General features: G+C 48.1%; 17 protein-coding genes. 6 read left to right on the top strand and 11 right to left on the bottom strand.

Features of this window, described 5'->3' with window-relative positions; translation table 11 throughout:
- Window positions 1–36: 36 nt before the first annotated feature.
- The gene (locus ICC18_RS05230; protein ID WP_188173332.1) at window positions 37–1,608 is read right to left on the bottom strand and encodes a glycoside hydrolase family 43 protein; all 1,572 of its coding nucleotides are present in this window, start codon (window positions 1,606–1,608) and stop codon (window positions 37–39) included.
- Between the two features lie 324 nt (window positions 1,609–1,932).
- Between ICC18_RS05230 and ICC18_RS05225 the strand changes: the two genes are divergently transcribed.
- The 4 genes from ICC18_RS05225 to ICC18_RS05210 all read left to right on the top strand — a co-directional run bounded on the left by ICC18_RS05225 (window position 1,933) and on the right by ICC18_RS05210 (window position 5,262).
- Entirely contained in the window at window positions 1,933–2,682 is a 750-nt protein-coding gene (locus ICC18_RS05225) for an SDR family oxidoreductase (protein WP_188173331.1), read from the top strand.
- Window positions 2,683–2,746: 64 nt separating this feature from the next.
- Entirely contained in the window at window positions 2,747–3,712 is a 966-nt protein-coding gene (locus ICC18_RS05220) for an AAA family ATPase (protein WP_188173330.1), read from the top strand.
- Window positions 3,713–3,747: 35 nt separating this feature from the next.
- Window positions 3,748–4,800: a helix-turn-helix domain-containing protein gene (locus tag ICC18_RS34455; protein WP_282559197.1), complete on the top strand. Its 1,053-nt coding sequence runs from the start codon at window positions 3,748–3,750 to the stop codon at window positions 4,798–4,800.
- Between the two features lie 12 nt (window positions 4,801–4,812).
- Window positions 4,813–5,262 carry a DUF2269 family protein gene (locus ICC18_RS05210; protein WP_188173329.1) on the top strand — a complete coding sequence of 150 codons (450 nt, stop codon included), beginning with the start codon at window positions 4,813–4,815 and terminating at the stop codon, window positions 5,260–5,262.
- 63 nt (window positions 5,263–5,325) lie between these two features.
- On the opposite strand, the gene ICC18_RS05205 is transcribed toward ICC18_RS05210, so the two are convergent.
- Complete coding sequence (locus ICC18_RS05205; protein ID WP_188173328.1) at window positions 5,326–6,714, bottom strand: MATE family efflux transporter; 1,389 nt, start codon at window positions 6,712–6,714, stop codon at window positions 5,326–5,328.
- Window positions 6,715–6,878: 164 nt separating this feature from the next.
- Here ICC18_RS05205 and ICC18_RS05200 point away from each other — a divergent pair, with 164 nt between their 5' ends.
- A complete protein-coding gene (locus ICC18_RS05200) occupies window positions 6,879–7,763 on the top strand; it encodes a helix-turn-helix transcriptional regulator (RefSeq protein ID WP_188173327.1) in 885 nt (294 codons plus the stop codon).
- Between the two features lie 28 nt (window positions 7,764–7,791).
- Here the strand turns inward: ICC18_RS05200 and ICC18_RS05195 are convergent, their stop codons facing one another.
- The 6 genes from ICC18_RS05195 to ICC18_RS05170 all read right to left on the bottom strand — a co-directional run bounded on the left by ICC18_RS05195 (window position 7,792) and on the right by ICC18_RS05170 (window position 21,082).
- Entirely contained in the window at window positions 7,792–8,019 is a 228-nt protein-coding gene (locus ICC18_RS05195; RefSeq protein ID WP_312029487.1) for a hypothetical protein, read from the bottom strand.
- Window positions 8,016–9,227, bottom strand: coding sequence for a Ger(x)C family spore germination protein (locus ICC18_RS05190; protein ID WP_188173326.1), 1,212 nt, complete (start codon window positions 9,225–9,227; stop codon window positions 8,016–8,018). Before ICC18_RS05190 ends, ICC18_RS05195 begins: the two co-directional genes overlap by 4 nt.
- Before the next feature lie 4 nt (window positions 9,228–9,231).
- The gene (locus tag ICC18_RS05185; RefSeq protein WP_188173325.1) at window positions 9,232–10,332 is read right to left on the bottom strand and encodes a GerAB/ArcD/ProY family transporter; all 1,101 of its coding nucleotides are present in this window, start codon (window positions 10,330–10,332) and stop codon (window positions 9,232–9,234) included.
- Between the two features lie 11 nt (window positions 10,333–10,343).
- Window positions 10,344–11,816, bottom strand: a complete 1,473-nt coding sequence (locus tag ICC18_RS05180) for a spore germination protein (RefSeq protein WP_223192349.1) — start codon at window positions 11,814–11,816, stop codon at window positions 10,344–10,346.
- 298 nt (window positions 11,817–12,114) lie between these two features.
- Window positions 12,115–20,418 (bottom strand): glycoside hydrolase family 94 protein, encoded by an 8,304-nt coding sequence (locus tag ICC18_RS05175; protein ID WP_188173323.1) that lies wholly within the window; start codon window positions 20,416–20,418, stop codon window positions 12,115–12,117.
- 352 nt (window positions 20,419–20,770) lie between these two features.
- On the bottom strand, window positions 20,771–21,082 hold the full coding sequence (locus ICC18_RS05170; protein ID WP_188173322.1) for a hypothetical protein: 312 nt from the start codon (window positions 21,080–21,082) through the stop codon (window positions 20,771–20,773).
- A 428-nt stretch (window positions 21,083–21,510) separates the two neighbouring features.
- Here ICC18_RS05170 and ICC18_RS05165 point away from each other — a divergent pair, with 428 nt between their 5' ends.
- Window positions 21,511–22,029 carry a DUF421 domain-containing protein gene (locus tag ICC18_RS05165; RefSeq protein ID WP_223192348.1) on the top strand — a complete coding sequence of 173 codons (519 nt, stop codon included), beginning with the start codon at window positions 21,511–21,513 and terminating at the stop codon, window positions 22,027–22,029.
- Between the two features lie 159 nt (window positions 22,030–22,188).
- Here the strand turns inward: ICC18_RS05165 and ICC18_RS05160 are convergent, their stop codons facing one another.
- From ICC18_RS05160 to ICC18_RS05150, 3 genes are read right to left on the bottom strand one after another with little or no spacing between them, the layout of a single operon-like run.
- Window positions 22,189–23,082, bottom strand: coding sequence for a glycine betaine ABC transporter substrate-binding protein (locus ICC18_RS05160; RefSeq protein ID WP_188173321.1), 894 nt, complete (start codon window positions 23,080–23,082; stop codon window positions 22,189–22,191).
- Entirely contained in the window at window positions 23,075–23,917 is an 843-nt protein-coding gene (locus ICC18_RS05155) for an ABC transporter permease (protein WP_188173320.1), read from the bottom strand. Before ICC18_RS05155 ends, ICC18_RS05160 begins: the two co-directional genes overlap by 8 nt.
- On the bottom strand, window positions 23,892–25,115 hold the full coding sequence (locus tag ICC18_RS05150; protein WP_188173319.1) for a quaternary amine ABC transporter ATP-binding protein: 1,224 nt from the start codon (window positions 25,113–25,115) through the stop codon (window positions 23,892–23,894). The genes ICC18_RS05155 and ICC18_RS05150 overlap by 26 nt, the downstream gene beginning before the upstream one ends.
- Between the last annotated feature and the right edge of the window lie 164 nt (window positions 25,116–25,279).

The raw sequence follows: 25,279 nt of genomic DNA, 5'->3' as shown, positions 1-25,279 counted from the left end.
CGGGAAGCGGTACCCCCGATGCCTCAACCGGTCAACTTATTCGATGTGAAACCATTCAATATCCGCATAAGCATGGCTGAGGGCTTCATTATGCTGCAAACAAAACAAGCCCAGCTTAGCGCCGACCCACCCACCAGGCACGGCTTCGAAAACATCGCCGATCGGGTGATAGGCGGTATGATCGAAACTATAAGAGAATATACAGGATGCTTCCGGCTCTATACTGACGCGCAAATAAATCGAACCGTATGTGTCCGGTATGGAAACACTCGCCGTAATCTCTTCGCTTGAAGCTTCCTTATCTCCCCTACCTTCAACAAAGACAAGCCGATATCCTGCTTCTGCGGATTGCAGCGCAACATAACGATACGCATGTCCGAACACCGTCAAGCCTGTCAAAGCGCCAAGTTGATTGGGGACGATTGCGAGCTTAGCTGTTGCTGTGAACGTTGGCGCCGGCAGCTTCTGACAAAGCACATTCGGCGCTTCATACAGGGTTGTCGCTCCTATGGGAAGCTTGTGCGCGTAAAGCCGCAAATGGCCTGGATTCGCGCTTAGCGAATACCACTCCGGCCGATAGTTCGCCTGCCACTGCCACTGCAGCCCTAAGTCCGGCTTGTCGAACTCGTCGCTCGTACAAGGCACGGCGATTGGGAATTCCCTGCCTACATCGGGTTTCCGATGCACGCTTACAGGCTCGCCGATGCCGTCTCCATTCGAGTCGATCCCCATAACTGGCCAATCGTTGTCCCAGCCCATAGGCTGCAAATGCACGATCCTTCCATAGGCTTCGCGGTCCTGAAAATGAAGAAACCACGCTTCTCCGGAATCCAGCTCGACATAACCGCCTTGATGGGGGCCGTTCACATCGGTATCACCTTGATGCATCACAATCTTGTCCTCATAAGGACCCATGATGTGTCTGGAGCGGAGAACCGTTTGCCACCCCGTCGGAACGCCTCCTGCAGGCGCGAATATGTAATAATACCCGTTTCTTTTGTACAGCTTCGGACCTTCAAGCGTCGGATGGTGTTCAGTACCGTCGAACACGATTTCCCCGTCGTTTAATAGTGCCTTGCCGTCGGGCTGCATCGGGCATATTTTCAATTTGCTCTTAATGCCTGTGCGGCTTTTGGCAAAGGCATGCACCAGATAAGCGTTCCCGTCTTCATCCCATAGCGGACAAGGATCGATCCATCCTTTAACCTCCTTAACCAAATGCAAAGGCGACCAAGGACCCGCCGGATTCACACTCGTCGTCATATAGATCCCCTCATCCGGAGCGCTGAAGAAGATCCAGAACTTTCCGTCATGATAACGAATGCTGGGGGCCCATACCCCTTCCCCATGCCGTACGCGGTCATCATACCCGCCAGGAAGCCGATCCACGGCATAAGCGATCAGGCTCCAATTCACCAAATCCTTCGAATGAAGAATGGGAAGTCCGGGGGAACTATTGAAGCTGGAAGCCGTCATATAGAAATCTTCTCCGACACGAGCAACGTCCGGGTCCGAGTAATCCGCATAAAGAATTGGATTACGGTATTGTCCGTTGCCTAGGTCAGCATACCATACCGGTTGGGTTTTGTTTTGATTCAGGTTCATCATTTCAGGACTCCTCTCTGTGCCTGCGGCCAGCATATTATCATTACTAATTATTAATGATGTTTACATTGACTGCTATACATTTCAGACAACCAATTTCCGGTCGATGTTTCAAATGCTTGCCGCACAAGGACTCCGGCGTTTTGAGAACGATTTCTCAAGTTAAACAAGTTATCTGCGGCACATTGGTTATCTACTGCATATTGCAGCAAAAGTTATACTTTAACCCGTTTGTTTACTACTTTCGTGTAATAGATTAATGGTTATTGCCGGTGTTATGCTTTTAATCAAGAACGATATGATGATTCTAAGAATGGAGTGTAAAACATGAACTTACTAGGTAATGTAGCTCTGGTTTCAGGAGGAGCAAGGGGAATCGGGGCGGCAGCGGCGTTATTATTGGCGAAACGGGGGGCGAAAGTCGTTGTCAACTATGCGGAGCAGGAAGAGGCTGCACAAGCTGTAGTCCGTCAAATTCAAGGCGATGGCGGTCAAGCCATTGCCATCCGGGCGGATGTCCGCGATCCGGAGCAGGTGAATCGGATGATTGCCCAAACGGAAGGTGCATTCGGTGTGGTGGACATTATGGTGAACAATGCCAATATGGCCTTCGTGATGAAGCCTTTTCTTCAGATGGAATGGGGAGAGTTCTCCCAGAAGCTGAACGATGAAATGAAAGCCGCTTTTACTTTGACGCAAGCTGTCTCACCTGCTATGATAGATCGCAAATATGGAAGAATGATCTATATTTCCAGCTCCGCTTCGGATCTTCCCACACCTTATTTTGCAGCTCACGGGTCAGCCAAGGCGGCGCTTAATTCCTTTGTAAAATATATTGCACAGGAATTGGGTCCCTATGGTATTACTGCAAATATTGTATCGCCAGGACTCGTGCAAACAGATGCCTCAAGATATACACCTGAAGTCATTAAACAACAAATTGCCTCGGCAACACCGCTCCAGAGGGTGGCTGTTCCCGATGATATTTCCGGGGCGATCGCCTTCCTGGCAAGTGAAGAAAGCCGTTTCTTGACAGGAACTTGCACGAATGTCAACGGCGGTTTTCTGATGAACTAACGGCCGAAATGGCTGCCCGGAAGAAATAGATTGTCTAATATGGATGAAAGGTGCTTACTCTACCATGACTGAAGAATATTTTCCTAGCATAGACAACCAAGAAAGAATAGGAAACGAGATTGATCTGGTGGAACGACAATATTTGGTAGGCCGGGAAAAGGAAGTTCGATTTTTCCTTGATCGGCTAACCGCTTCTTCCCAGAAGGGAAGCATCCTCAATCTATACGGTACGGGCGGCGTCGGCAAAAGCTACCTTTTGGACGAATTCCGCAGGCTTTCCGCTAACTATCAGGCCAAGTTTTTATTGCTTGACAGCCGCGATTTTGTCCGAAATCCTCAAGATTTTTGCCTGCATGTGCTGCGAATACTTCGCTATACGCTGCAGAAATCAGATATCCCCGCTGAACCAAGCCAAATTATCGACCTCTGCTTGGACACAATAAGAGAACGTGCGAGCCATGGAAGAATCGTACTTGCATTCGATACCTTTGAAGAATTGGGAGAAATGGAATACTGGCTTCGAGAGGAATTTCTCCCCAATCTCCCCAAAGATACGTTAATTATTATCTCCGGCAGATACCCCCTGCAAGGAACATGGGCGTCCTCCCCTGCTTGGCGCCAGCTTATTTTCCGTTTGCCGATCGCTGATCTGGATTATTTTTCTGTCAGGGCTTACCTAGAGAGAATGGGAATTACGCAAGAAGAAACCATGCATCTCATTTGGAACAAAACCAAGGGGCATCCGTTAACTTTATCGCTTCTCGTCTCCACGACGCTGGCGCACGATTTTCAAAAAGTTTCCGCCTCGGACAGCAACGAAGTATTTGCCCATGTGGTCCATACGTGGCTGAAAGAAGTACCCAACGAGCATTTACGGGAATTGGTAGAAACGGCTGCTGTGCTGCGGCATTTTAATCAGGAATTACTGGCGTATGTATTAGAAAAGGCGGTGCCGACGGAACAATTTTTGAAGTTGGTCGGTTCTCCTTTATTCGCCGCGTTGATCGCGGCTGGCTGCTGCACGATTTAATGCGGGACGCCATTTGTTTTGAGCTTCGCCACCGTATGCCCGATCACTATGAGAAGCTTCGTAAACGATGCATTATGCATTACTATCACAAAATAAAAGATTCGGCGAAGAAAAAATCGGTAGATTGGGAATGCGAAGAGTGGGTTTACTATGTAGGGGATCAGTGGATTTGCGGGTTTTTTTACCAAAAATCCGCTTCATACTACTGGGAACCGTTAAATGCTGACAACTGGGCAGAAGCGGAGAAGTATATCGAAAACCGGCGTTTGCACGCGAAAGATACTCGAATCACTTATAGTGATCCCGAGTCGAATGAATGTTACAACTATTTGATAACTGCCGAAGAAAGTCTTTATACGTTAAAGCATATCGAACTGCGTGAGCTCTATGACTTGGATCCCAGTATCGTGAAGCTGATCCGCGACTCGCAAGGAACGTTGTCCGGATTATCGGTCATTATTCCGATCAATGCCCACACGCTTGATTATTTGAAGTCTAAGCCCTTATCATCTGCATTTTTTTCCAAACTCCCTGAAGTAAGGCTCAAAGAATTCAGAGTGCCTAAAGATACGAAAGCCGGATATTTCGTAAAAACGATTGATGTACCCGATTTCAGTAATCTTACCATGCGGGAAGCGGCGGGTATCACCTTTATCAACCATATGCTGTCCCCCGGGTTTTGTATCGCGGCGCCTCCGGCAAACCCTATGTTCGAAGACATTCACCTCCGGCTCGGCTGTGAAACTGCCAAGGAAGGCATCCACTTTGATTACGACGGCACAACCCCAACGCCGCTGTATGTGATTGATACGAGAGGAAACAAGCTGAAACATTTTCTAAATAAAATGATCGCCTCCTTCGGCCTTCTGGAAGAAGATAAGCATGAAGATGAGGGACTGATTGCTTTGTCGGATCGGGAGAAAGAAGTCGTAGAACTGCTTGTAAAAGGGTATACCAACTTAGAAATAGCAGGAAGCCTTTATATTAGCGAAATAACCGTAAAGAAGCATCTAAGCAATATTTTCCGTAAGTTGGATGTTAAGAACAGAACCCAGTTGATCAATAAGTACATTAAAATTACCAAATAGGAGGATTTAAGCGTGAAGTGGCTAGTGTTAATTCATATCATGTCGTCAATTATAGGCATCGGCCCTACTTATTTCGGACATATTCTGTTTCGTAAAAGGCAGCAGGTTGGCGAGCTGCGCAGATCGTTGGAACTTTTTCAAATTCTTAACTTTTTCCCAAAAATCGGAGGCACAATAGCCGTCCTGTCAGGTCTCCTGCTAGTCTGGCTGGGCGGATGGTCGTTTGTAACATTTTGGATTATTGCTTCCCTGATACTTTACATTGCAATCCAGGTTGTAGCGGTAGGGTTGCTCGGGCCGATTACAGCCAAACTCCAAAAGGAGCTGAACAGCCCAAAATTGAGCACCGAACAGGAGATTCCCCGGGAATCGATCCTTTTATTGGCGAAGGCCAACGGATTGTACTATACCGCTTCTGCATTGGGAGTCATTTTATTTATTTTAATGATTATCAAACCTTAATTCATAACCAAGTATTCGTTAAAAAAAGCGCCCATTAGGCGCTTTTTCTCGCTAATTATCAGCCTAAGCATGAATGCCCGCTTCGCTACCGCCGGCTGGAACGACCTCAATCTGCCTCTGCCGCTCCGCCCGCCGCAAATACTTTTGCCGGCGCCATCTGATGACGACGAGCAAGCCTCGCAGATATTCGTCGCATATGCTTGCGACATAGATGCCCGCCAATCCCCAACCCATGTGGATCCCCAGCACATACGAAAGTCCGGCGGCAACGGCCCACATGGAAACGAGCGAGATGATCATATTAAATCGGGTGTCCCCGATCGCATTCAGCGAGTTGCCCATTCCCATATTCACCATGCGCCCCGGCTGCAGGATGACCGTTAGCGCAATGCAGGATAGGCCGAGCTGGATAATCTCCGGATCTGAGGTAAAGAGCCCGAGGAAGACTCGGCCGATCAGCACAAGAATGGCGCAATTAAAACCCACAAGCGCCAGCCCTAACCAGGTTCCCCGATAACCGCTCCGATAAGCTTCCTGGAGCTTCCCTGCCCCGTAAAGGTGAGCGATTTGAATTTGCACGGCCAAGGCGATGGAATAGCCCAGCATAAAGCAGATCGACTCGAGCGTATTCATATACGTCCTCGCGGCCAATTCCTTAGCCCCCATCATGGCCAGAAACGTGTAAATCGTCAGCTGCGTGAATACCCAGGATGACATATTTACGCCGAGCGGCCAACCGATTTTCAATACTTCCCCAAACAACTTCCGGTTAAAAATTAAAAGATCCCGCCATTCCATCCTCCGCTCAAAGGCCGTAAGAAACATGAAAAGCAGCAGCATGACTGCCAGCAACCGGCTGACCAGCGTCGAGATGGCAACCCCTGTAAGACCTAACTGCGGGAAACCCAACTCCCCATAAATGAAGCCATAGTTAAAAACAATATGGATCACATTCATGCCGATCGCTGTAATCATCGGTCCCTTCGTATTGCCCGTATTTCGAATGACCGTGCTAAGCGCAGCCGATAGCGCAGTTAATACCATTCCCCCGCCGACAATGGAAATGTAGGTTTCCGCAAGCGGCAGCAATCGGTCTTCCAAATGAAACAGCTGAGCCAACGGCCGTGCTTGAAAATAAAGAATTGTACTGAGAAGGAGGCCGATAAGCGTGCTTATGGTCACCGCCATGATAGCTACCGTACGAGCAGCCTCGTTCTGTTTGGCCCCTAACTTCTGTGCAATCAATATCCCTGCACCGCTGGCGACCGTCATGAACAAGGTTGTTACAGCTTGAAACAGCTGATTGGCCAGACCGACCACTGCCACAGCATCGTCAGACACTCGGCTCACCATCAGCGTATCTACAGCTCCGAGCATCAGCTGCAACAGCAATTCAATGAAAATCGGCCACGCCAGCAACCAGAGCGAAAATTTGTTTTTTTCTGTCTTCATATACTCTCTTCACCATCCAAGCATCCGTCTCGTTTTGTATAAATGAAACTTAGTAGTCTGCTCAAATTATAGATGCTATACTTGATCTCATGTAACATGAAAGCAACGAAAACTTTCAAAATTCCAACTTCCAAATATTGGATCAAGTAAGGATGAGCTGTACGATGGCGGTTATCGAAATTACAGTCCCCCCACTTCCTCATTACATGATCAGCGGCTTTCATACGATACCCAAAGGCGGCAAGCATTTGAGCCGTCGCAATATTCAAGTATTCGATCTGGTCATATCGACAAGCGGCTGCTTCTACATCGGCGAAGAAGACTCCCGTTTTGAAGTATCGGCGGGACACGCGGTTATTTTGCTGCCGGACCGCTATCATTTCGCCACACGAGCATGCTCTGAAGATACCGAAACACATTGGCTGCATTTCCATGCGGGAGGCCCTTGGACGATGGTCGACGAAACCACATTAACCCATAGGGATGAGGAAACAGTCTTGACGCCTAAACCGATTGAGCTTTTTGCCGTTGAGCCTTTCACGATCCGTATCCCCCAATTCACGAGGCTCCTTCAGCCGGAAAAAACGTATGACCTGCTGAATCAGCTCCATCAGCTGCATCCGCGGGCGCATGTGAACGGCATCCGTTGGACCCAGCAGCAGTTATTTCAAGAGCTGCTGCGCCACCTTTCGGCCTCTTTCGAAGCTGAAAGCCCGTCGCCGTGGGCTGCTTGCGCAGAAAAAGCCGCCTCTTATCTGAGGCAGCATTACCGCGAAGCCGTCTCCGCCAAAGAGCTCGGCGACAGCATCAATTTTCATCCCGTCTATATCGCGCGCTGCATGCAAAAAGAATACGGCTGCTCGCCTACCGAATATTTGACCAAAATCCGCATCCAGCAGGCTAAGCTCCTGCTTCTGCAAACGGACCTGCCGGTCGCGCGCATTGCCGAAGAGGTCGGCTTCGAGCAGCCCGCCTACTTTGCCACCTGCTTCACGAGGTTGGAAGGCATTTCACCTCGCAAGTATCGACAGCGGTTCTCGCACGGGTAGGCAATATGATATTTAGGATTTCCCCTAATTATTGCTCAAGAAGCTTCCCAAGCGGCCTATAGATCCTTTCAACCCATTGGGTGGGACTCGACATCTCAGGATAATAAATAACCAGGATGGCGAGCAAACAGCCCATCGCCGTTAAAGCGACGAAGGCCATCTTCTCTTTTTTTTGTATACGGTCAATTTTAGGCCACTCATATAGAAACATAAGTATGATGACCGCTCCTACACTTGCAATTTCTCCCCATTTCACTTGAGTTTCACCTCTTCTTGCGGTAAACCCGCCGGTACGGTGGACTTTCCGGGTCTGCGCACTTTTGCCTTAACCTCAAAGTTCACCTCAACCTCCGGGAATATCTCGTCCCAGCGTTCCTTCGCTTTATTCCATTCATTCGGATACCCGCGATGAAAAGCCTCTGCGAAATCGAAGATGTCTGCATTCATCTTTTTCTGTACCTGATCTAGCGCCATTTGCACACGATTTTGAATATCTTCTTCCAAATGAACTTCCAATTGTCGCAAAAATATTGGATTCATGAGATCCAGATTCGTTGCGTTCTGTATGATATCGTCCTCTGTGATTGCCCTGAGCGTAATTGTCCATTTACCGTTTTCGATTTTTGGAACCAGTTGCGACTCTGCCCGCAGCAGCTTCATCGAAACGAACCCTTCCGCCTCCTTCGGAGTATCCGTAACTACGGCCGCATGGATTTCGTTTCTTAACCACAGTACGCCTCTTGTTGTCCTGTCACTAATGTGTCCGACCAGTTTATCCTTCTTAAATACTGCGGTTCCGGTGATATACGGAATCGTTCTCTCTTCGGGTTGCCCCGGCTGTGCCTGTAGTTTTCCAATCCAGGGAAGGCCGACTGCTTCTGAATCGCCGATCATTCTTGCATTGAGATCTTTTAAGGTCACTTCCATCGCGATCTTGGATTTAGCCAGCTCCCGCAGCACTTCCGACGAACTGCGTTCCAATGGCGGCAGTAGTTCCAATATAGGCTTAGCCTCCTTTTCACTTATAAAAACATAGGCTCCTTCGCGTACTTGCGGATCACGCATCATGAAGTCCATATGACTGCGGATCCCTTCTTCAGCCAGCTTTCGACCGATAATGAAGACCTCGGTATGCCCCCAAAAGATGCGGCGCGGAAGCTTTTCCTGAAGTTTCGTCATCGCATCCACAATCGTTACACCCTCCGCAGATCGGATGAAGGTTTGCGCACTTCCGCTTCCGCCGCCCCCCATCGCTTGTTGACCGCCACCTGCCGCTCTGGGAATAAACACTTGTACGGATAATTCGATCCTTTTTTCGGTTTTTCTATCAATACCTGCTGCCGTAACCAACGCCAAATCATTAACTTCAGTTCGATCCCAGCAACCTGACAATAAAAGAATGCAGGAAATAAGGGAAATAGTGAAGAAAATTCCGGCCATCCTCTGTAACAAAGAGGCATTCATCTATTCAAGTCCTCCAACTTCCCGACAATTTGTATTTAACCCAGGCAATAAGCAGCAAAAGAGTTGGAATCAAGGTTTGCACGGTTAGAAAATAAAAAGGCGATGCCGTACCGAGAAAATGAACCAGTTCCTGCAAGCTCGGAGCTAACCATATACTAACCAGCACCAGCAGAAAACCGATCGGCAACGTAACCGGACGATAGTCGGAAAGTTTCAGCCACTGGGCAGTACCCGACACTATCGCATAATAGAACATCGAGATTTTCACAAACGTACCCCCAACCCAAATCGCCATGACAAACGCTTCAAGATGCTCGAAAAAGTCAGCAAAGCTGATGAACCGGGCCGCGACCATCACCGGATAAACGAGGGTAGCTGTCAATTCTCCAAATATTAAATAAGTAGCTAAGTTAGTGATCACAACAGTGAGCATAACGCCTACTACCGATATCATCCCCCATTTCATTCCTTTTTTCCGGTCCGTCAAGTAGGGTAACAAAAAAGAGATGAGAATGAATTCACTGAACCAGCCTTGGGGTACGAGCGAACCCTTTAAAGAGGGCGAAAGTCCATGTTCCATGATCGGCAGCATATTAGTCGGCTTGAGATCTGGAATGAGCAGAGCAACTAGACATATGAAAAGAAACATAACGATAGGAACGAACATCTGGGCAGTTCTCCCTATAACCTCTACACCGCCGCGTACATTAAGCGCACAGACCAAAACCATCGATCCCATGACCACGCTGATAGGGGTGTTTCTAAGAAAAGTTCCTACTATAAACTCTCCGTATTCCCGAACGATGATTCCTGTGATATGCAGAAAAAAAAGCAGGTAGATTAACCCGAGTACTTTCCCGATTATCCGACCCAGAATATGTTCGCTGTATTCGATAATCGTTTTCTCGGGAAACCGCTTGTTCAACTTGCATGCAATGTATACCGTAAATAAACCGATAAAAGAAGCCCAAATTGGCGACAACCATAAATCGCGTCCCGCCGTTTTGGCAGTAATGGCAGGCACTAACAAAATCGCCGTTGCCAAGATCGTCGGGTACATAATATATCCCATTTGTATGGCGGAAATTTTCCCTTTTTCGATCATGTTATCAACCTCTAGTCCGTTCCATTGGCAGGATCTGGTTTCTGTCCAGGGGCTTGACGGTACTTGTCGCCTTCCCCTGTTAGATGCGGACGCGTATTCAACATCCACCAAGGTGCACGCATTAGCACGTCCTTCATATCTCTTCCTTTCATCGGTCCCATTGGCGACATATAAGGAACTCCAAAAGAACGAATTGTACATAAGTGTACAACCGTAGTAATAACAGCGAGCATAATGCCAAGCAAACCAAGCATGCTTGCCATCAATATGATCGGGAGGCGAAGCAGCCGCAACGCGATTCCAGCCGAATAGCGGGGAATCATAAAGGAAGCAATTCCGGTAATAGCTACGACCATGACCATCGGTGCGGAAACGATGCCAGCCGAGACGGCTGCTTGTCCAATGACAAGCGCGCCGACGATGCTGACTGCTGCACCAATCTGTTTGGGAAGCCGAACGCCCGCCTCACGAAGCGCTTCAAACGTGATTTCCATAATTAGTGCCTCAACAACGACAGGAAATGGAATCTCTTCACGGGATTTCGCTATGCTGAAGAATAATGAGGTCGGGACCATCTCCTGATGATAGGTAAGGACTGCAACATAGAGTGATGGAAGAAGCAGCGAAATGACTAAAGCCGCATATCGCAGCCAACGGATTGCTGTACTAAATGTGAACCGTTGGTAATAATCCTCTGCAGACTGGATAAGCGAATAAAAAGTGATGGGAGCTATGAGTACAAAAGGAGTACCGTCTATCACTATAGCTACGCGTCCTTCGAGAAGACCTGCAGCCGCGACGTCGGGTCGTTCCGTATTCATGATTTGAGGAAAGAAGGATAACGGATAATCTTCCATCATTTCCTCGATATACGCACTCTCCAGCACACCATCGATATCGATTCGGCCTAGACGGTTAAGTACTTCCTCGATCAGCGTTTGATCGGCAAGCCCCTCCACGTAAGCAACGACTACCTCTGTTTGGGTGTATCGTCCTATTTTTCTCTGCAGAAATTTCAGTTTAGGAGTGCGAAGCCTTCTTCGTAGTAAGGAGGTATTTACCCCGATCGATTCAGTAAATCCTTCACGAGGCCCCCGTACAACCGCTTCGGCGGTAGGCTCTTCGACCCCCCGCTTCTCCCATTTTGCCAAATTGAATGATCGGCCATTCATCGCATGATCGATCAACAATACCGGATTTCCAGCTGAGATCTGTTCGATACAATCCTCAAACGTTTTTACTTCCTTCGTACTGGAGACGTGTATCTTCTGTTCAATAATTCGATCTATGTTCTCAGGTTCTTGAACGTTTTCCTGCATTAGCGGAGCAAGCACATTTTGATCAATCGATTCGATGTTAGACAAACCTTCGATATACAAAAGCATCGCTTTTTTCTTTCCGCCAATCGTAAAAGAACGAAAAACGACATCAGGACAGTTCGAATAAATGGATCGTAACATTTGCGAATTTTCATCTATACTCATCAAAAGCAGATTCTGCTGCGGGCGATTTAGTTCCGGTTGCTTATTAGATTGATTACGCGAACCGGATTTAAATAGGTATCTAATAATTTTGTTGATATGCCAAATCCTCCTGTAAAATGAATCCTGTATGACAAAAGTATCCCCAGTAACCATTAATTTACTCCAATTTTATTAATAGGAGCTGCAACGCATGGGCTGTATTTACACATTCAAATGACAAGTTAAAAAGCGCATGTTGCCGTAGCAACATGCGCTTTTTCGATACCATGAAAGTCATTCAATACTTGGTACGGCTATCCTATAACGTCAGTACCACATGGTGGGTTTGACTATCGTCGTTTAAGCGAACGAAAGGACCGTCTTCATTGGAATATTGGGCAATGTCGACTTCTTGTCCGTCGATCGATAGCATGGTTTGTCCGCCGGACTTGCGTGACGGATTTTTGACGGTGATGCGGTACTCTGTGCTCCCGAAACGGTAGCTGGCGGAGAACTCCGGCCATTCGCTTGGAATACATGGGCGAATGAACAACCGTTCTCCTCGTCGACGCAAGCCGATGATCCATTCGACGCCCGCCTGATACATCCAACCTGAAGCGCCTGTATACCAAGTCCAACCGGCATGGCCTTTATGCGGCTCCTCCGTATACACGTCCGCAGCCATGACATAAGGTTCGCCGACATACTTACGCACTTCTGCGGGAGATTTAGTATGCATGATCGGGTTGAGCATGTGGAACAACTCAAATGCCTTCTCCCCATCCTCAAGCCCGCACCAAGCAATGATGCTCCAGATGACGCCGTGCGTGTATTGGCCTCCGTTCTCGCGAATGCCGGGGGGATAACCCTGAATGTATCCCGGACTTGGATCCGTTCGGTCAAAAGGCGGGTACAGAATATGCGCAACGGATAAGTTTCTGTCCACAAGCTCTCTATCGAATGAATGCATCGCCTGCAGAGCTTTGTCTTGCGGCGCCATCGCGGAAATGACGGACCACGACTGGGCAATGGAATCAATGCGGCATTCCGTATTGTGGATGGAACCAAGCCATTGTCCGGCATCGGTGGATGCCCGCCGGTACCACTGTCCGTCCCATCCCTTTTCATTGAGCGAATCCGCAAGCTTCTCGTGCACAAACCGATAATGCGCTGCCCGCTCATGATCACCTCGGGTTTCACATAAATGAGCAATCCTCCGTAAAACATCCCCCAGAAACCAGCCGAGCCACACGCTTTCGCCGCGTCCTTCGGCTCCAACCCGGCTCATCCCGTCGTTCCAGTCTCCGATTCCAATCAGCGGCAGCCCATGTTCCCCAAAACGTAAACCGCGGTCGATAGCGCGTAAGCAGTGCTCAAATACCGTGCCGCTCTGCTCGGATAATACAGTCGGCTCATAACGTTCATGCTCGTCTTCACCAAGAGGCTCGCTATGAAGAAACGGTACAGTTTCATCAAGCAGGCTTTCATCTTCGGTATGTTCGAGATACCTGGCTACGGCATAGGGCAGCCATAACAAATCATCGGAAAAACGGGTACGGATACCGCGGTGCGTCTCTTCATGCCACCAATGCTGTACATCCCCTTCTTCATATTGGTGCGCAGCATGAAGCAGGATTTGCGCCCGCGTAAGATCGGGACGGCTATGAAGCAAGGCCAGCGAATCCTGCAATTGATCGCGAAAACCATAAGCACCTCCCGCTTGATAAAAGGCGGAACGTGCCCACATGCGGCAAGAAAGCGTCTGATAGAGCAGCCAGTTGTTCAGCATGATGTCCATTTCAGCACAAGGTGTCGAAACGGTAATTGTCCCAAGCACACTATCCCAAAACTTTTGAACATCCACAAGTGCCTGCTCGCAAACATGGGTCTCACGGTATTTTTGAGTAAGCTTAGCGGCGGATTCGCTGGAATTTTCGCAGCCGAGCAGGATGTACAGGGTTTGTTCCGCATCAGGTTCTATCGCGAATTTGGTTTGTACAACTCCACACCCGTCGTACGACGGCCCGGTTGCCCCCGACAGATGCAGCCGGCTCATCGCTGCAGGATTTTCTAAGTTGCCGTTTCGGCCTAAAAATTCCAGGCGATCCCCTGTCCATTCCATATTAGGAATCATCGCAGCTGTTTTTGGATAAACGGCCAAAAAGGCGGTGGCATCCCGGAATATTTCCTGATACGAGTTACGTGCTATCAATACCGCATTCAATGGATCCCATTCCGTGACGATGAACGAAGCATTCCCTTCACGATGCACGCCCAGCACCCATTCGGCATAATAAGTGACAGACAGTCTCCGCTGCTCGGACGTCGTGTTTTGCAGCCGTAATTTGATCACTTTGATTGGATCATCCAGCGGAACAAATACGGTCATTTCCTGCAGAAGTCCATGATTTTCCTGCAGATAACGCGTATACCCCCGGCCGTGCGTCACCTTAAAAGGGAAGGCCGCATGCGTACGGGTCGGCGCCACCGGCCAATATTCTCCGCTTTCTTCGTCCCGTAAGTAGCATACTTCTCCGGGCTGGTCGAGTGCGGGATCATTCGACCACGGGGTTAATTTGCATTCGCGGCTGTTGCGCCACCAGGTATACCCAGTGTAAAGCTCCGAAGTCAAGCAGCCGAATTTGGGATTCGCCATCACGTTAATCCATGGTGCCGGCAGGTTATTACCGTTTTTTAGACTGATATGGTACTCCCTGCCGTCCGGCGAGAAGCCTCCCCAACCGTTGAAGAAAAGGAGATCGCTTGTCTCGAATTCCTTTGCAGGCGGGAAACGGTTCGGCTGGGCCGTCACCGGGAGCGGTTCATCCGACGGGCGGCTCGGGACATTGACTCTGAGCTGCGCTCTCAGACTTGGGCCGTCTGCGCGCAGCACAATGCGGGATACTGCGAACAACAACGACTTATCTTCATCCGATATTTGAGCGGCCGGCAAGATATGTACGCCTCCTTGCCCCGCACCGTTATGTCCGGCAATCTGCTCTTTCATCCGCCTGAGGGCTTCCTGCAAATCTTGCTGATACCCCCCAGCCGATTCGTTCAAAATGACAAGATCGATGAACAACTGGTTATGACGCAAATACTCATATCCAATGAGCAGCTTTTTAATAAAAGCCACATTGCTCGTATTCTCAATCCGTACCGTGATAATCGGCCGATCACCGGAGACGCCATGCGCCCAAAGTCCCTGCTGTCCTTTTTGATTTGCGGCAATGCTGCTCTCACGCTCCGGCCACAGAGGTGCCGTATACAGCGCACGGCCCGCAAATAATTGAATTACGGCCAAATCGGCGGATGTGATGTGTAAATGCTGCAGTTCGATTTGACTTCTTGTCCAGGCAAGTTGAAAAACCCTCTCGACTTGTTGTTCTTGGGATAGTTGCTGAACCATATCTATAGCTTGTTCCTTCGTCTCTGCCATACCTGTAACTGCGGTCAACTGGACGCGTTCACCAGGCGCAATGCTTAAACGCCTCCGCATAATAAACGCAGGATCGGCGACAGAACCCACCGTACTGCCGAGTCGGGTATCGATGCCCCTGGGTTTGGATAATGTGCAGCCCCTGCCAATAAAACGGACCCGGTCGGTTTCAAATTCGACAGGCCCAAGAGACCGGTCACCGGTCGTTAATGTATGAAACGCCCACACGGATTTCTCTCCGCCGTCACGGGGACGCTTGCGGGCCAGCAAACATTCCGCATCAGGCTCATATTGCGTTTCAACGAATAATTTGGTAAAAGCCGGATGTGCTTTATCCGCCTCATGCGGTGCTAGCGCAATTTCGAGAAACGTCGTCACCTCGATGATCCGAGCTTCGCTCGACATGTTGGAAAGCGTCAACCGGCGAACTTCCGCGTTCAATTCGGGCGACACGCTTATTTCAAGCGCGGTGTGCATATCCTCATCCTCACGCAGGAAAGTGGATCGCTCTTGCGAGAACTGTACCCGCTGCTTGTAGGACGGTATGCAGCAAGGCTGAAAGGCCGGCGACCATACCTTATCCCTTGTCACATCCCGGATATACATATAGCTTCCCCAATGGTCTGCGACCGGGTCTTCCCGCCAGCGAGAGACATCCATACCTTCGTACCGGATAAATCCGCTGCCGCTATTAGTGACCACCGTCGTAAAAATCCCGTTCGAATGTACATTCACTTCAGGTACCGGAGTATCGGCCGAGGCATATTCTCGCAGCGGGGCCATTTGTGCAGGTTTCGGTTTTTCCATTCGCGTCTGTCCCGATAATTCCCGTTTCAACATGAAGTCCCGGGATGGAATCCGCTCTTGCAACAGCAGTTCTGCCGCCTGCACGCGTTTATCGCGATGAAAGTGATCCACCATTGTACCCGGCAGCAGCACATTGGCAAGCGTCAGCAAGCTCATGCCTTGGTGATGCGCCATAAAACTGCGGATAATCTTGTAAGTCTCGCCTTCCGGCATTCTTCCCGGGGTGTAATCAATGGCCTCATAAAAACCATATTGTCCGCGCGCCCCGAGTTTCTCCATCCGGAGTAAATCCTTCAAACTTTCACGAACAGCAAAAGGAAGGGCCATGACCGTCGCATACGGCGCCAGAACCAAATCTTGCTCGAGTCCGCGTTTGAAACCGAGGCCTGGAACACCGAAAGCCCGGTATTGATAATTCATCTGGTAATCATAAGCGTAATAGCCGGATTCCGAAATACCGAAAGGAACATCTCGCTGACGAGCGTATTCGATTTGCCGTTTTACAACACCACGATATGTACTATCCCAGATTGTGTTCCGATAGGTACGCATGATAAGCCAGGGCATCAAATATTCAAACATCGTCCCGGACCAAGAAACCAGCGTGGTATGTTTCCCATGCCGTTTTACCGTCCGGCCGAGCGCCAGCCAGTGAGATACGGATACTTGACCAAGAGCGATCGCAACAAAGCTCGTCTGTCGTGCCTCGGAAGCCAGCAGGTCGTAGAGGATGTTATCCCGTTCACCGGATGCGGCGTGGTAGCCTAAAACGAATAATTTGGCTTTATGATCATAAAGCGGCCTGAAATCGGTCTCTGTAATCAATGCCTCGAGACGCTCGATCAGAATATGGCCGCGCTCCAACCAATCTATAGGTGCTGCAGGCTCCGAAGTGAACCCTTCTTCCGTCCCCTTGCCGGAGAGTTGCTCCTTCATCCCGGTGGAAACTGTTTCTCCAGGTCTCGTTTTATCGAGTTCTACGGCAAACTCAACATGCAAGCCATCGCCGTATCCGGCAACCGCCAGGCTTGGCTTCCTGCTCAATGTGAAATCGGTCTTCAGCCAATGCGATAACCCTTGTTTTACCGTCATCAAACTAGCTACAAAATTACCCGAGTCAACTGTAGAAACATACGCCGGCGGCAGTACCCCGAGTGAAAGGGTATCGTACCAGTTATAAAGATGGCCGTTCCATTTGTCTAACCGTTCGACGGTACGGATCGTACGCTCTACGCGCTCAACAAGCTCGGGTGTATCGATAAACCCAAAATCCCTCGCTGCCAGGGCAGCAGTTAGCAAAAATCCGATATTGGTCGGCGACGTACGATGCGCAACTCCGTTTGGAGGGTCAATTTGCACGTTGTCAGGTGGTAAAAAGTGGTCTTTCGGTCCGGCAAAATCCTCATAAAACGTCCAAATCTGTTTGGCCAACGTGCGCAATTGTCCTTCCTCCTCCGGGGTGAGCGGTTGTTCGTCCCGTGGCAAAGGCTGGTCCAGCCAGCGGACAGCGAGCGGAGCCAGAGCCCAAAACAAACTAAGTGTTAGGCCCATCCATCTCGGTCCCGGCTGCTGCTGCATCGCTGCGGCAAGTACGAAGAGAAGAATCAAGGCATAACCGCCGCGCGTACCGAGCAGCCCCGCATGATGACTTCCCCTGTTGCTTCGTTCAATATGAGAAGAACTTGTCCATTCCAGCAAACGGCGTTTACTGATCAACAACCGGTAAAGCGTTTTACCGATCGCATCGAGCAAAACAGCGCTTTGAAACGGCAGTGTCCAGATGCTCATCAAGACGTGTATAGCCGTAGATAATACCCTCCGGGGATGCCACATGGCCTGCTGAATGAGAAAGAGCTGCCGGATAACCGGCAAAAACATCGTTGCGAAAGCGATGGCAATCCACCTCCACGGCGAGCCGGGAAGAAGGGTCAAACCAAGTGCCAAGATCACGAGATAAGCGATCGGAAGCAGGCTGCGCCGCAAGTTGTCGATCATTTGCCAACGTGTTATCGCGGACAGATCGACCGGCTTTAGCGTTCCCCGACGATCGCAAACACGGGGAAACAGCCAACAGAGCAGCTGCCAATCGCCGCGTACCCATCTATGCATTCGCTTCTGGTAAGCGAGAAACTTGGAAGGGTGGTCATCGATCAGTTCAATGTCCGATAACAAGGCTGCCCGCAAAAAACCTCCTTCGAGCAAATCGTGGCTAAGCACCGTATTTTCAGGAATGCGTTCGCATAATAATTCAGCAAAAACATGCACATCGAAAATGCCTTTTCCCGTAAAAATGCCCTGCTCCATTGCATCCTGATAAGGATCGGAGGCGGCAAACGCATATGGATCCAGCCCCGGCTCCGACCAAAAGTAAGCAAGCCTGGACCGCATAGCCGACTCGTGGCTGATTCCGATTCGGGGCTGCAGCACGCCATATCCTTCAACGACCCGGGTTCGCGCCTGATTTAAACGGGGACGATTGTAAGGAAGATGCATCGTACCAATCATGCGCTGCGCGCTTCCCATAGGGAGCTGCGTATCCGCGTCCAGCGTTATCATATAACGAATGTGCTGAAGGATAGCCGTATCACCAGTCATGAAGTCGTAACTCGACTCATTGCTTCCTTTCATCAGCTCGATAAATTCCACCAGTTTTCCGCGTTTTCGCTCCCAACCCATGTATACTCCCTCACACGGGTTCCACTGTCTGCGTCGCTGATACAAATGAAAGGTCGTCCCTCCCGGTTTGGCATACATCCGGTTAAGCGCCTCGATCCTTTCTTTGGCGAAGGTAACAATCGCTTCATCTTCCGAAAGTTTTTCCTCCGGGGCATCTGTAAAATCCCCTAAGAGAGCGTAATGAATATTCGGATCCCGGTTGGCTAAATAATGGATTTCCAAACGATCAGCAAGCTCCCCGACTTCCTCAGGTGTAGACCAAATGGCAGGAATGACGACCATTGTCATTGCATCCGAAGGCACACCGTTTGAAAAATCATAACGCAGCAAAGGCCGGGGGCGGAAAAAGCGCTCAATTCCGAAATGAAGCCATGTAATGACCCATTCGCTTGCTGGAATAGAAAGCACAAGAACGACCACGATCCACTGTACCGGCGTAAATCCGCGTCCAACGCCGATCCAGGCAGCCAAAGCCATAAGAGCAATCACGAACCAACCTATCAATAAAGTAAAATAAGCACCGGTTGCCCGGTGCAAAATACCGGTTTCCGGCAACTGTCGGGGCTTACTGCATTTTCGCAGTGATTGTACTAACTTCTTGATTCCGGCCGGCTCGTATAAATAATAAGCCGCAAACGCACGACGAGGGAGGTCATCTGCCTTCGACTGAGATACCGAAGCTTCCTCACTTACCCGTTCTGACTCTGCCTTCGCAAGAGCAACCGCCTGACTTGCGATCAAGTTTTCGGGCACACGTAAACGGCGGGCCAAACCTTCGACGCGTTTTAGAATCTCATTCCTGCTACTAGAATCAAGCAGCGGATAAACGCTCGTGCTTTCTTGACGAAGCGTTCGGTCAAGCAAGCTTATTCGTTCGAACAGCTCATGCCAATCCCGCCGTTCGTTCTTGCGCAAACTGCTGATCAAATTGCCTGCCTTTACCTGATATCTGGCTTGAAGCTGATGCTCATAGGATATGATGCGGTCAAGGTCGTCAGAGCCGTTCTCAAATTTGCATACCAACCAATCGCGCACGGATGCCGAATCGTCTGCCCACTCCCGCAAATGACTTATCAAATGGACGATCCATGGACCGGATAGCGGAACAGTCTGGCCTGCCGCTTCCAATTCAGCATCGATGGCTTCTGTGTTTAACCCGGACGGACCTATCCGCGTAAGCAACCGTTCGACTTCCATGCAAACCTCCCGGCGATCACGCACGAGTGCCATCGTTTCAGACAGCCTTCCGATCAAACTCAGCCGAAGTATGACCGGGATGGACCAGGTTTCGGCAAGCAATAAAGCGGATACTTCCTGATAAGCGTTAATATAAGAAACAAAGGAATCCTCATTCAGTACGCCGTCGACCTGCTCCAAATAATCTTCGCATACCGATTGAATACGCAATACGCCTTTCTTTTTAAGGCGCGGTAAACGACCAAGAGCACGTTCGGATAAAAAAGTTTTAACCTCTAACGCCTGTTCCTCAATAAATTCAGCGTTATCGAGCAGCCATTCCTCCGCTGGTTGAGCACAGCTTGCGGGACTGTTTTGCAAAGACATTACAAATTCCCTTAGACTCTGTATGTTTTCTTCAAATTGATTCCAAACGTACTTTGGATGGGTTTGCACGATAATTGGAGTGTGCTGCAATGCAAGTTCACGTGCTTTTTGGCAAAGCATTTCGGTATTATAAGCCATTGGCCCCTCCAGAGATCAGTTGTAAGATATCGGTACTGGCGTCCGGTACGACTATAGATTCCGGAACAGTCAAATTATCCCCAATTTTTCATGGTTTAATTAGCAGAATTAGTATTTTGATCCTTCAAAGGGATATGCTGTTGACGATATCTGAAAAAATAGTCTCGAACTAGAAAATAAAAAAAGAGGCTCCTTTTTCGCGGAGCCTCTTTTACGCACATCTATCTTAAGGGGAGAGTAACATGTGCATAGAAAATATTCTTCCCAAATATGCGAAGTTTATGTATGAGTAACGGTTATAAATGAGACTAAAAAGCACCCGATTGGGCGCAAAAGCTCATTCTATGATCTTTTAAGATAATATATTCATTTTACGAATATGTTCTCTCGTTTCTTCTGTACCTAATTCATGAATCATTGCATAAGCTTCTTTAAGATAATAATCATAACCGTCATTGGATTCATCATGATGGTAGGCGATGGATAAAGCTGAGGCTACTTGAATAGCTGAGCTCTGATCGAAATTATCCATCTCTTCAAAAAGCTCCCCTAGCTTGTCTAATTGATCAGGTGTAGCTTCAATCTCCAGCTCATATGAAGCATCGCCTTGATTCTCCATGATCGTACCCGATTGAACAGAAACGTAATATCTCTTTTTATCCATAGTCAACCTCACCCTTATTAGATATTTCTAAACAAGAAAAAGCCAATAACTATGATTCCGATCAAAATAAATGATACGTAAGCAATGAGTCCAGGATTGGCTAACAATCGATGTTTATATGTTACAGTACTCATGCTTTTATCTAACTCATGATTTTGTTGTCTTCTTGCGTAGATAAAGGATAGGATCAAACCGATAATTAATATAGCTGAACTAATTATATAGAGATAGATCATACTCTGTTCTCCTTTGTATAAGGATTTTGTCTCTACAATATTATCCTCTGAGATTCCTTCAATTATTCCGCGAAAATTATGATTCACATTATTTATGTATAAGAAAGACCTTTGAACATATTAAGTAATGCAGCCCAGGAAGTGAATAATATATAGAAGGTTTGCCTAATCTATAGCCAGAATTCTCAATTCATGGAGGCCCAACGATGGACATGGCTTGGATGTGGAAATCCGCTTTATTATTTTTTGCAGGAATGCACTGCAGGGAGAAAATCCATCTCCCAAATGAGCATAGCCACTACCGTCATTATGATCTCGATCGGAACGACCATTGTACAGCCGATTGCTAACAATCAGCTATGGAAAGCAGTCGGTTCTGCAGCGATTTTCATGAGCGGACGTTCCAAAATCGTCATTGAAAACGGACAAATTAATCAAGGAAACTTGCGTGCAATGCGGATGACCGTCGATCAGCTGGAAATGCGGCTGCGGCAAAAAGGAATTACTAATATTAGCGACGTCAAATTCGCTACGTTAGAACCCAACGGTCAAGTCGGTTACGAATTAATGCGGCATGCAAAACCAGTTACCATTGGTGAAATAGAGCGTATGCTTAACCTGAAATCCGGCGCCATCATGGATCAGAGCTCTCTTTTCCAAGAAGTTAGCATTAACCGCCATACAATCCCAATCGATCCTAAATTACAATGAGAAAACCTCTATCGAGGCCATTCAATGAAGTACGACCGCGTTTAGAGGTAGGTTTTATCGCCAATAAGAAAGCGGTTTTCGGGAGCCGAAAACTTATACTTTCTTATGTGGTAAATAAAGAGCCTATCCTTTCGGACATGCTCTTCACTTTTACCCAGTTTATTTTGTTTTCAAATCTTCAATCGAATCAACATTCATATATTTCGGAACAACTAACCCCAACTTGGTTCCGTTCAAGTTAGCCCCCAGATCTTCAAATTTTCCGGCATATTTATCGAAATAATCCTTATGTGTGGTAGGAAGCCAAGCTGCTACCATAGCATCTGCGCTTCCATCGGAAATCCCTGCCCACATCGGTCCGGCTTCCACTTGCAGCATCTCCACTTTGTAACCGAGTTTCTCTTCAAGTACAATCTTCACAACATTGGTGCTTGCGATTTCTGAGTCCCAAGCGACGTATGCCAGTTTCAGCTTCTTTCCTTTCTCTTTCGTGAGATCCTTCACCCAATTATCAACTTTAGTGCCGTTTTTCTTCACCCACTCTGCAGCTGCTTCTTCCGGCTTCTTCCCTTCAACGATATCCGACATGACGACCGCCATCTCTTCCGCTTTCCACTCAAATCGATCCAGCATGGTATAAGCGGACAAAGCATCCTTTTTAAATCCATTTCGAACAATCGTATGTATCTGCTCGTCTTTCCCGAATACACCTTTGGGATCATTCAAATATTTCAATTCATACTTAGCAAACATCCAATGCGGTGTCCATCCGGTCACAATAATAGGTTTCTTGTCCTTGTAAGCCTTGTCCAGAGCTGCGGCCATTGCTGCGCTTGATCCCTCTATAAGCTTCCAGTCCTTGAGGTCATAGTCCTTCAATACTTGAGCAGTTTGCTTCATTAAACCTGCTCCCGGATCAATACCAATGATCTCATGATTAACCTGCTTCCCGATACTTGAATCCGATGAGGATGTTTCTTTAGAACATCCCGTAACGATCAGTAAAGTGGTCAAACTCACCAACACCATAGTTTTAGCAGCATATTTAAACATTTTTATGCACTCCTTTTTTCTTTAGTAAGTATTGCATCATGCGATCCAGCAGTATGGCCAATACGACAATAGACAAGCCTGCTTCAAAGCCCTGACCAGTTTTAATTTGCGTCACAGCCCGGTATACGTCCGCCCCGATGCCCTGGGCACCAATCATTGAAGCAATAACAACCATTGAAAGTGCAAGCATGATGGTTTGATTAATTCCAGCCATAATTGAAGGCATGGCCAGCGGGAATTGAAGCTTGAACAGTTTCTGTGTTGGCGTTGACCCGAACGCATCAGCAGCTTCCACTAAATCCTCAGCGACCTGCCTAATCCCTAAGTTAGTCAGACGAATCGTAGGGGGTACAGCAAATATAACGGATGCAATCACGCCCGGTACAACTCCTAAACCGAAGAAGGTGACTGCCGGGATCAGATACACAAATGCTGGCATTGTCTGCATGAAGTCCAGTAAAGGAGTTACGAACTTTCGAACCTTGTCACTTTGTGCACACCAGACTCCAAGGGGGATACCAACTATAATAGAAATCAGAGCGGAGGTCATAACTAATGCAAGTGTATCCATTGTATGGTTCCAATAGCCTAAGTTTTCGATCAATATTAGACCTGCCGCAGAAAATACGGCAAAGGGCCACCTCCCCAAGTAATAAGCTAAAATAGTAATCCATGCAATAAAGAGAAGGGGCGGAATGAAATGAAAAACATAAGAAAGCGCATTCACACTGCCTTCTATGCTTGTTGAGATCATTTGAAATAGGACGGTTAAATTAGATTCTAGGCCATCCACTCCTTTTTCAACCCATTCATCCAACGGTATCTTTGGGATCATCTGTCTCTACCTCCTCTTTAGCATTCGGCTGGCCGGCAAGCGCCCCGAGAACAGCACCGCGAACAATAACGCCTAAGATGCGTCTGTTCTCATCAACAACACCTACCGGATATTTGGAGGTTCCACAGATCTCAAACAATTCATATAACAATTGATCAGGTGTGACTGTCGGCACATTGCGGATAACAATATCCTCGAGATTCTTAGCATATCGAACGGCTCCCGAAGCATCTTCCGCTGTGATAACTCCGATTAATTTTTTCCCGCGATCAACGACGAATAAATTAGAAATGCCGTTTTCACGCATGAGCTGCAATGCAACCCTCGGTCCACGGTCAAGTCCCACAGTTTCCGGCCTTCGCATGACAGATGAAGCTGTCAATACTTTGGATAGGTCCACATCTTCGACAAATCTTTCTACATATTCATTTGCCGGATTCATCATAATCTCTTCAGGCTTTCCGATCTGGACGACGCTGCCGTCTTTCATCAACGCGATACGATCGCCAATGCGAAGCGCTTCATCCAAATCATGCGTGATGAAAATAATCGTTTTTTTCATCTTATCCTGAAGTTCCAGGAGCTCATCCTGCATATCTTTGCGTATAAGCGGATCGAGTGCGCTAAAGGCTTCATCCATCAAAAGAATGTCCGGATCATTCGCTAATGCTCTGGCAAGTCCTACTCTTTGCTGCATACCGCCGCTTAATTGCGCCGGCATACTGTCGGTCCAATCCTGCAGTCCCACTAAGCGCAAAGCTTCTATCGCCTTGGAGCGTCTTTCCTTCTTCTCCATTCCTTGAATTTCCAGCCCGTATTCCACATTTTGAGCAACCGTTCTATGCGGAAACAATGCGAATTTCTGGAACACCATACTAATGCTTTCTCTTCTGACACGACGAAGCCCTTCATCATTCATACCGACAATATCCTTGCCGTGAATGGTTATGCTTCCTCGGGTAGGTTCAATTAACCTGTTCAGCAGTCGAACCAGAGTTGATTTCCCGCTGCCTGACAGCCCCATGATGACAAATATTTCACCTGGTTGTACCGAAAAGCTGACCTCGTTGACCCCCACTGTATGCTTGGTTTCCCTGTAAATCTGCTCTTTCGACTGTTTTTGGGCTAGCAGAGGAAGAACAGAATCGGGATCAGGTCCAAATACCTTTGTAACCTGACGCACATCAATAATTGCCATACGCTCACTCCTTTCTGTATAAGTTAATCTTTGTTACCTCCTTTAGTGTAAAGAAAAAATTCCGGTTATGTCAACAAAAATATCCGTTTATACTGTTTATACAGAAAAAACTGCACAATAATATTGCATATCTCCTAAAGGCTTAATAATCCTGTTACATGACT

The sequence above is a fragment of the Paenibacillus sedimenti genome, assembly GCF_014534655.1.
Taxonomy (GTDB): Bacteria; Bacillota; Bacilli; order Paenibacillales; family NBRC-103111; genus Paenibacillus_E; species Paenibacillus_E sedimenti.
The sequence above is the reverse complement of the archived record's forward strand: the minus strand, read 5'-3'. Positions and strand labels throughout refer to the sequence as shown.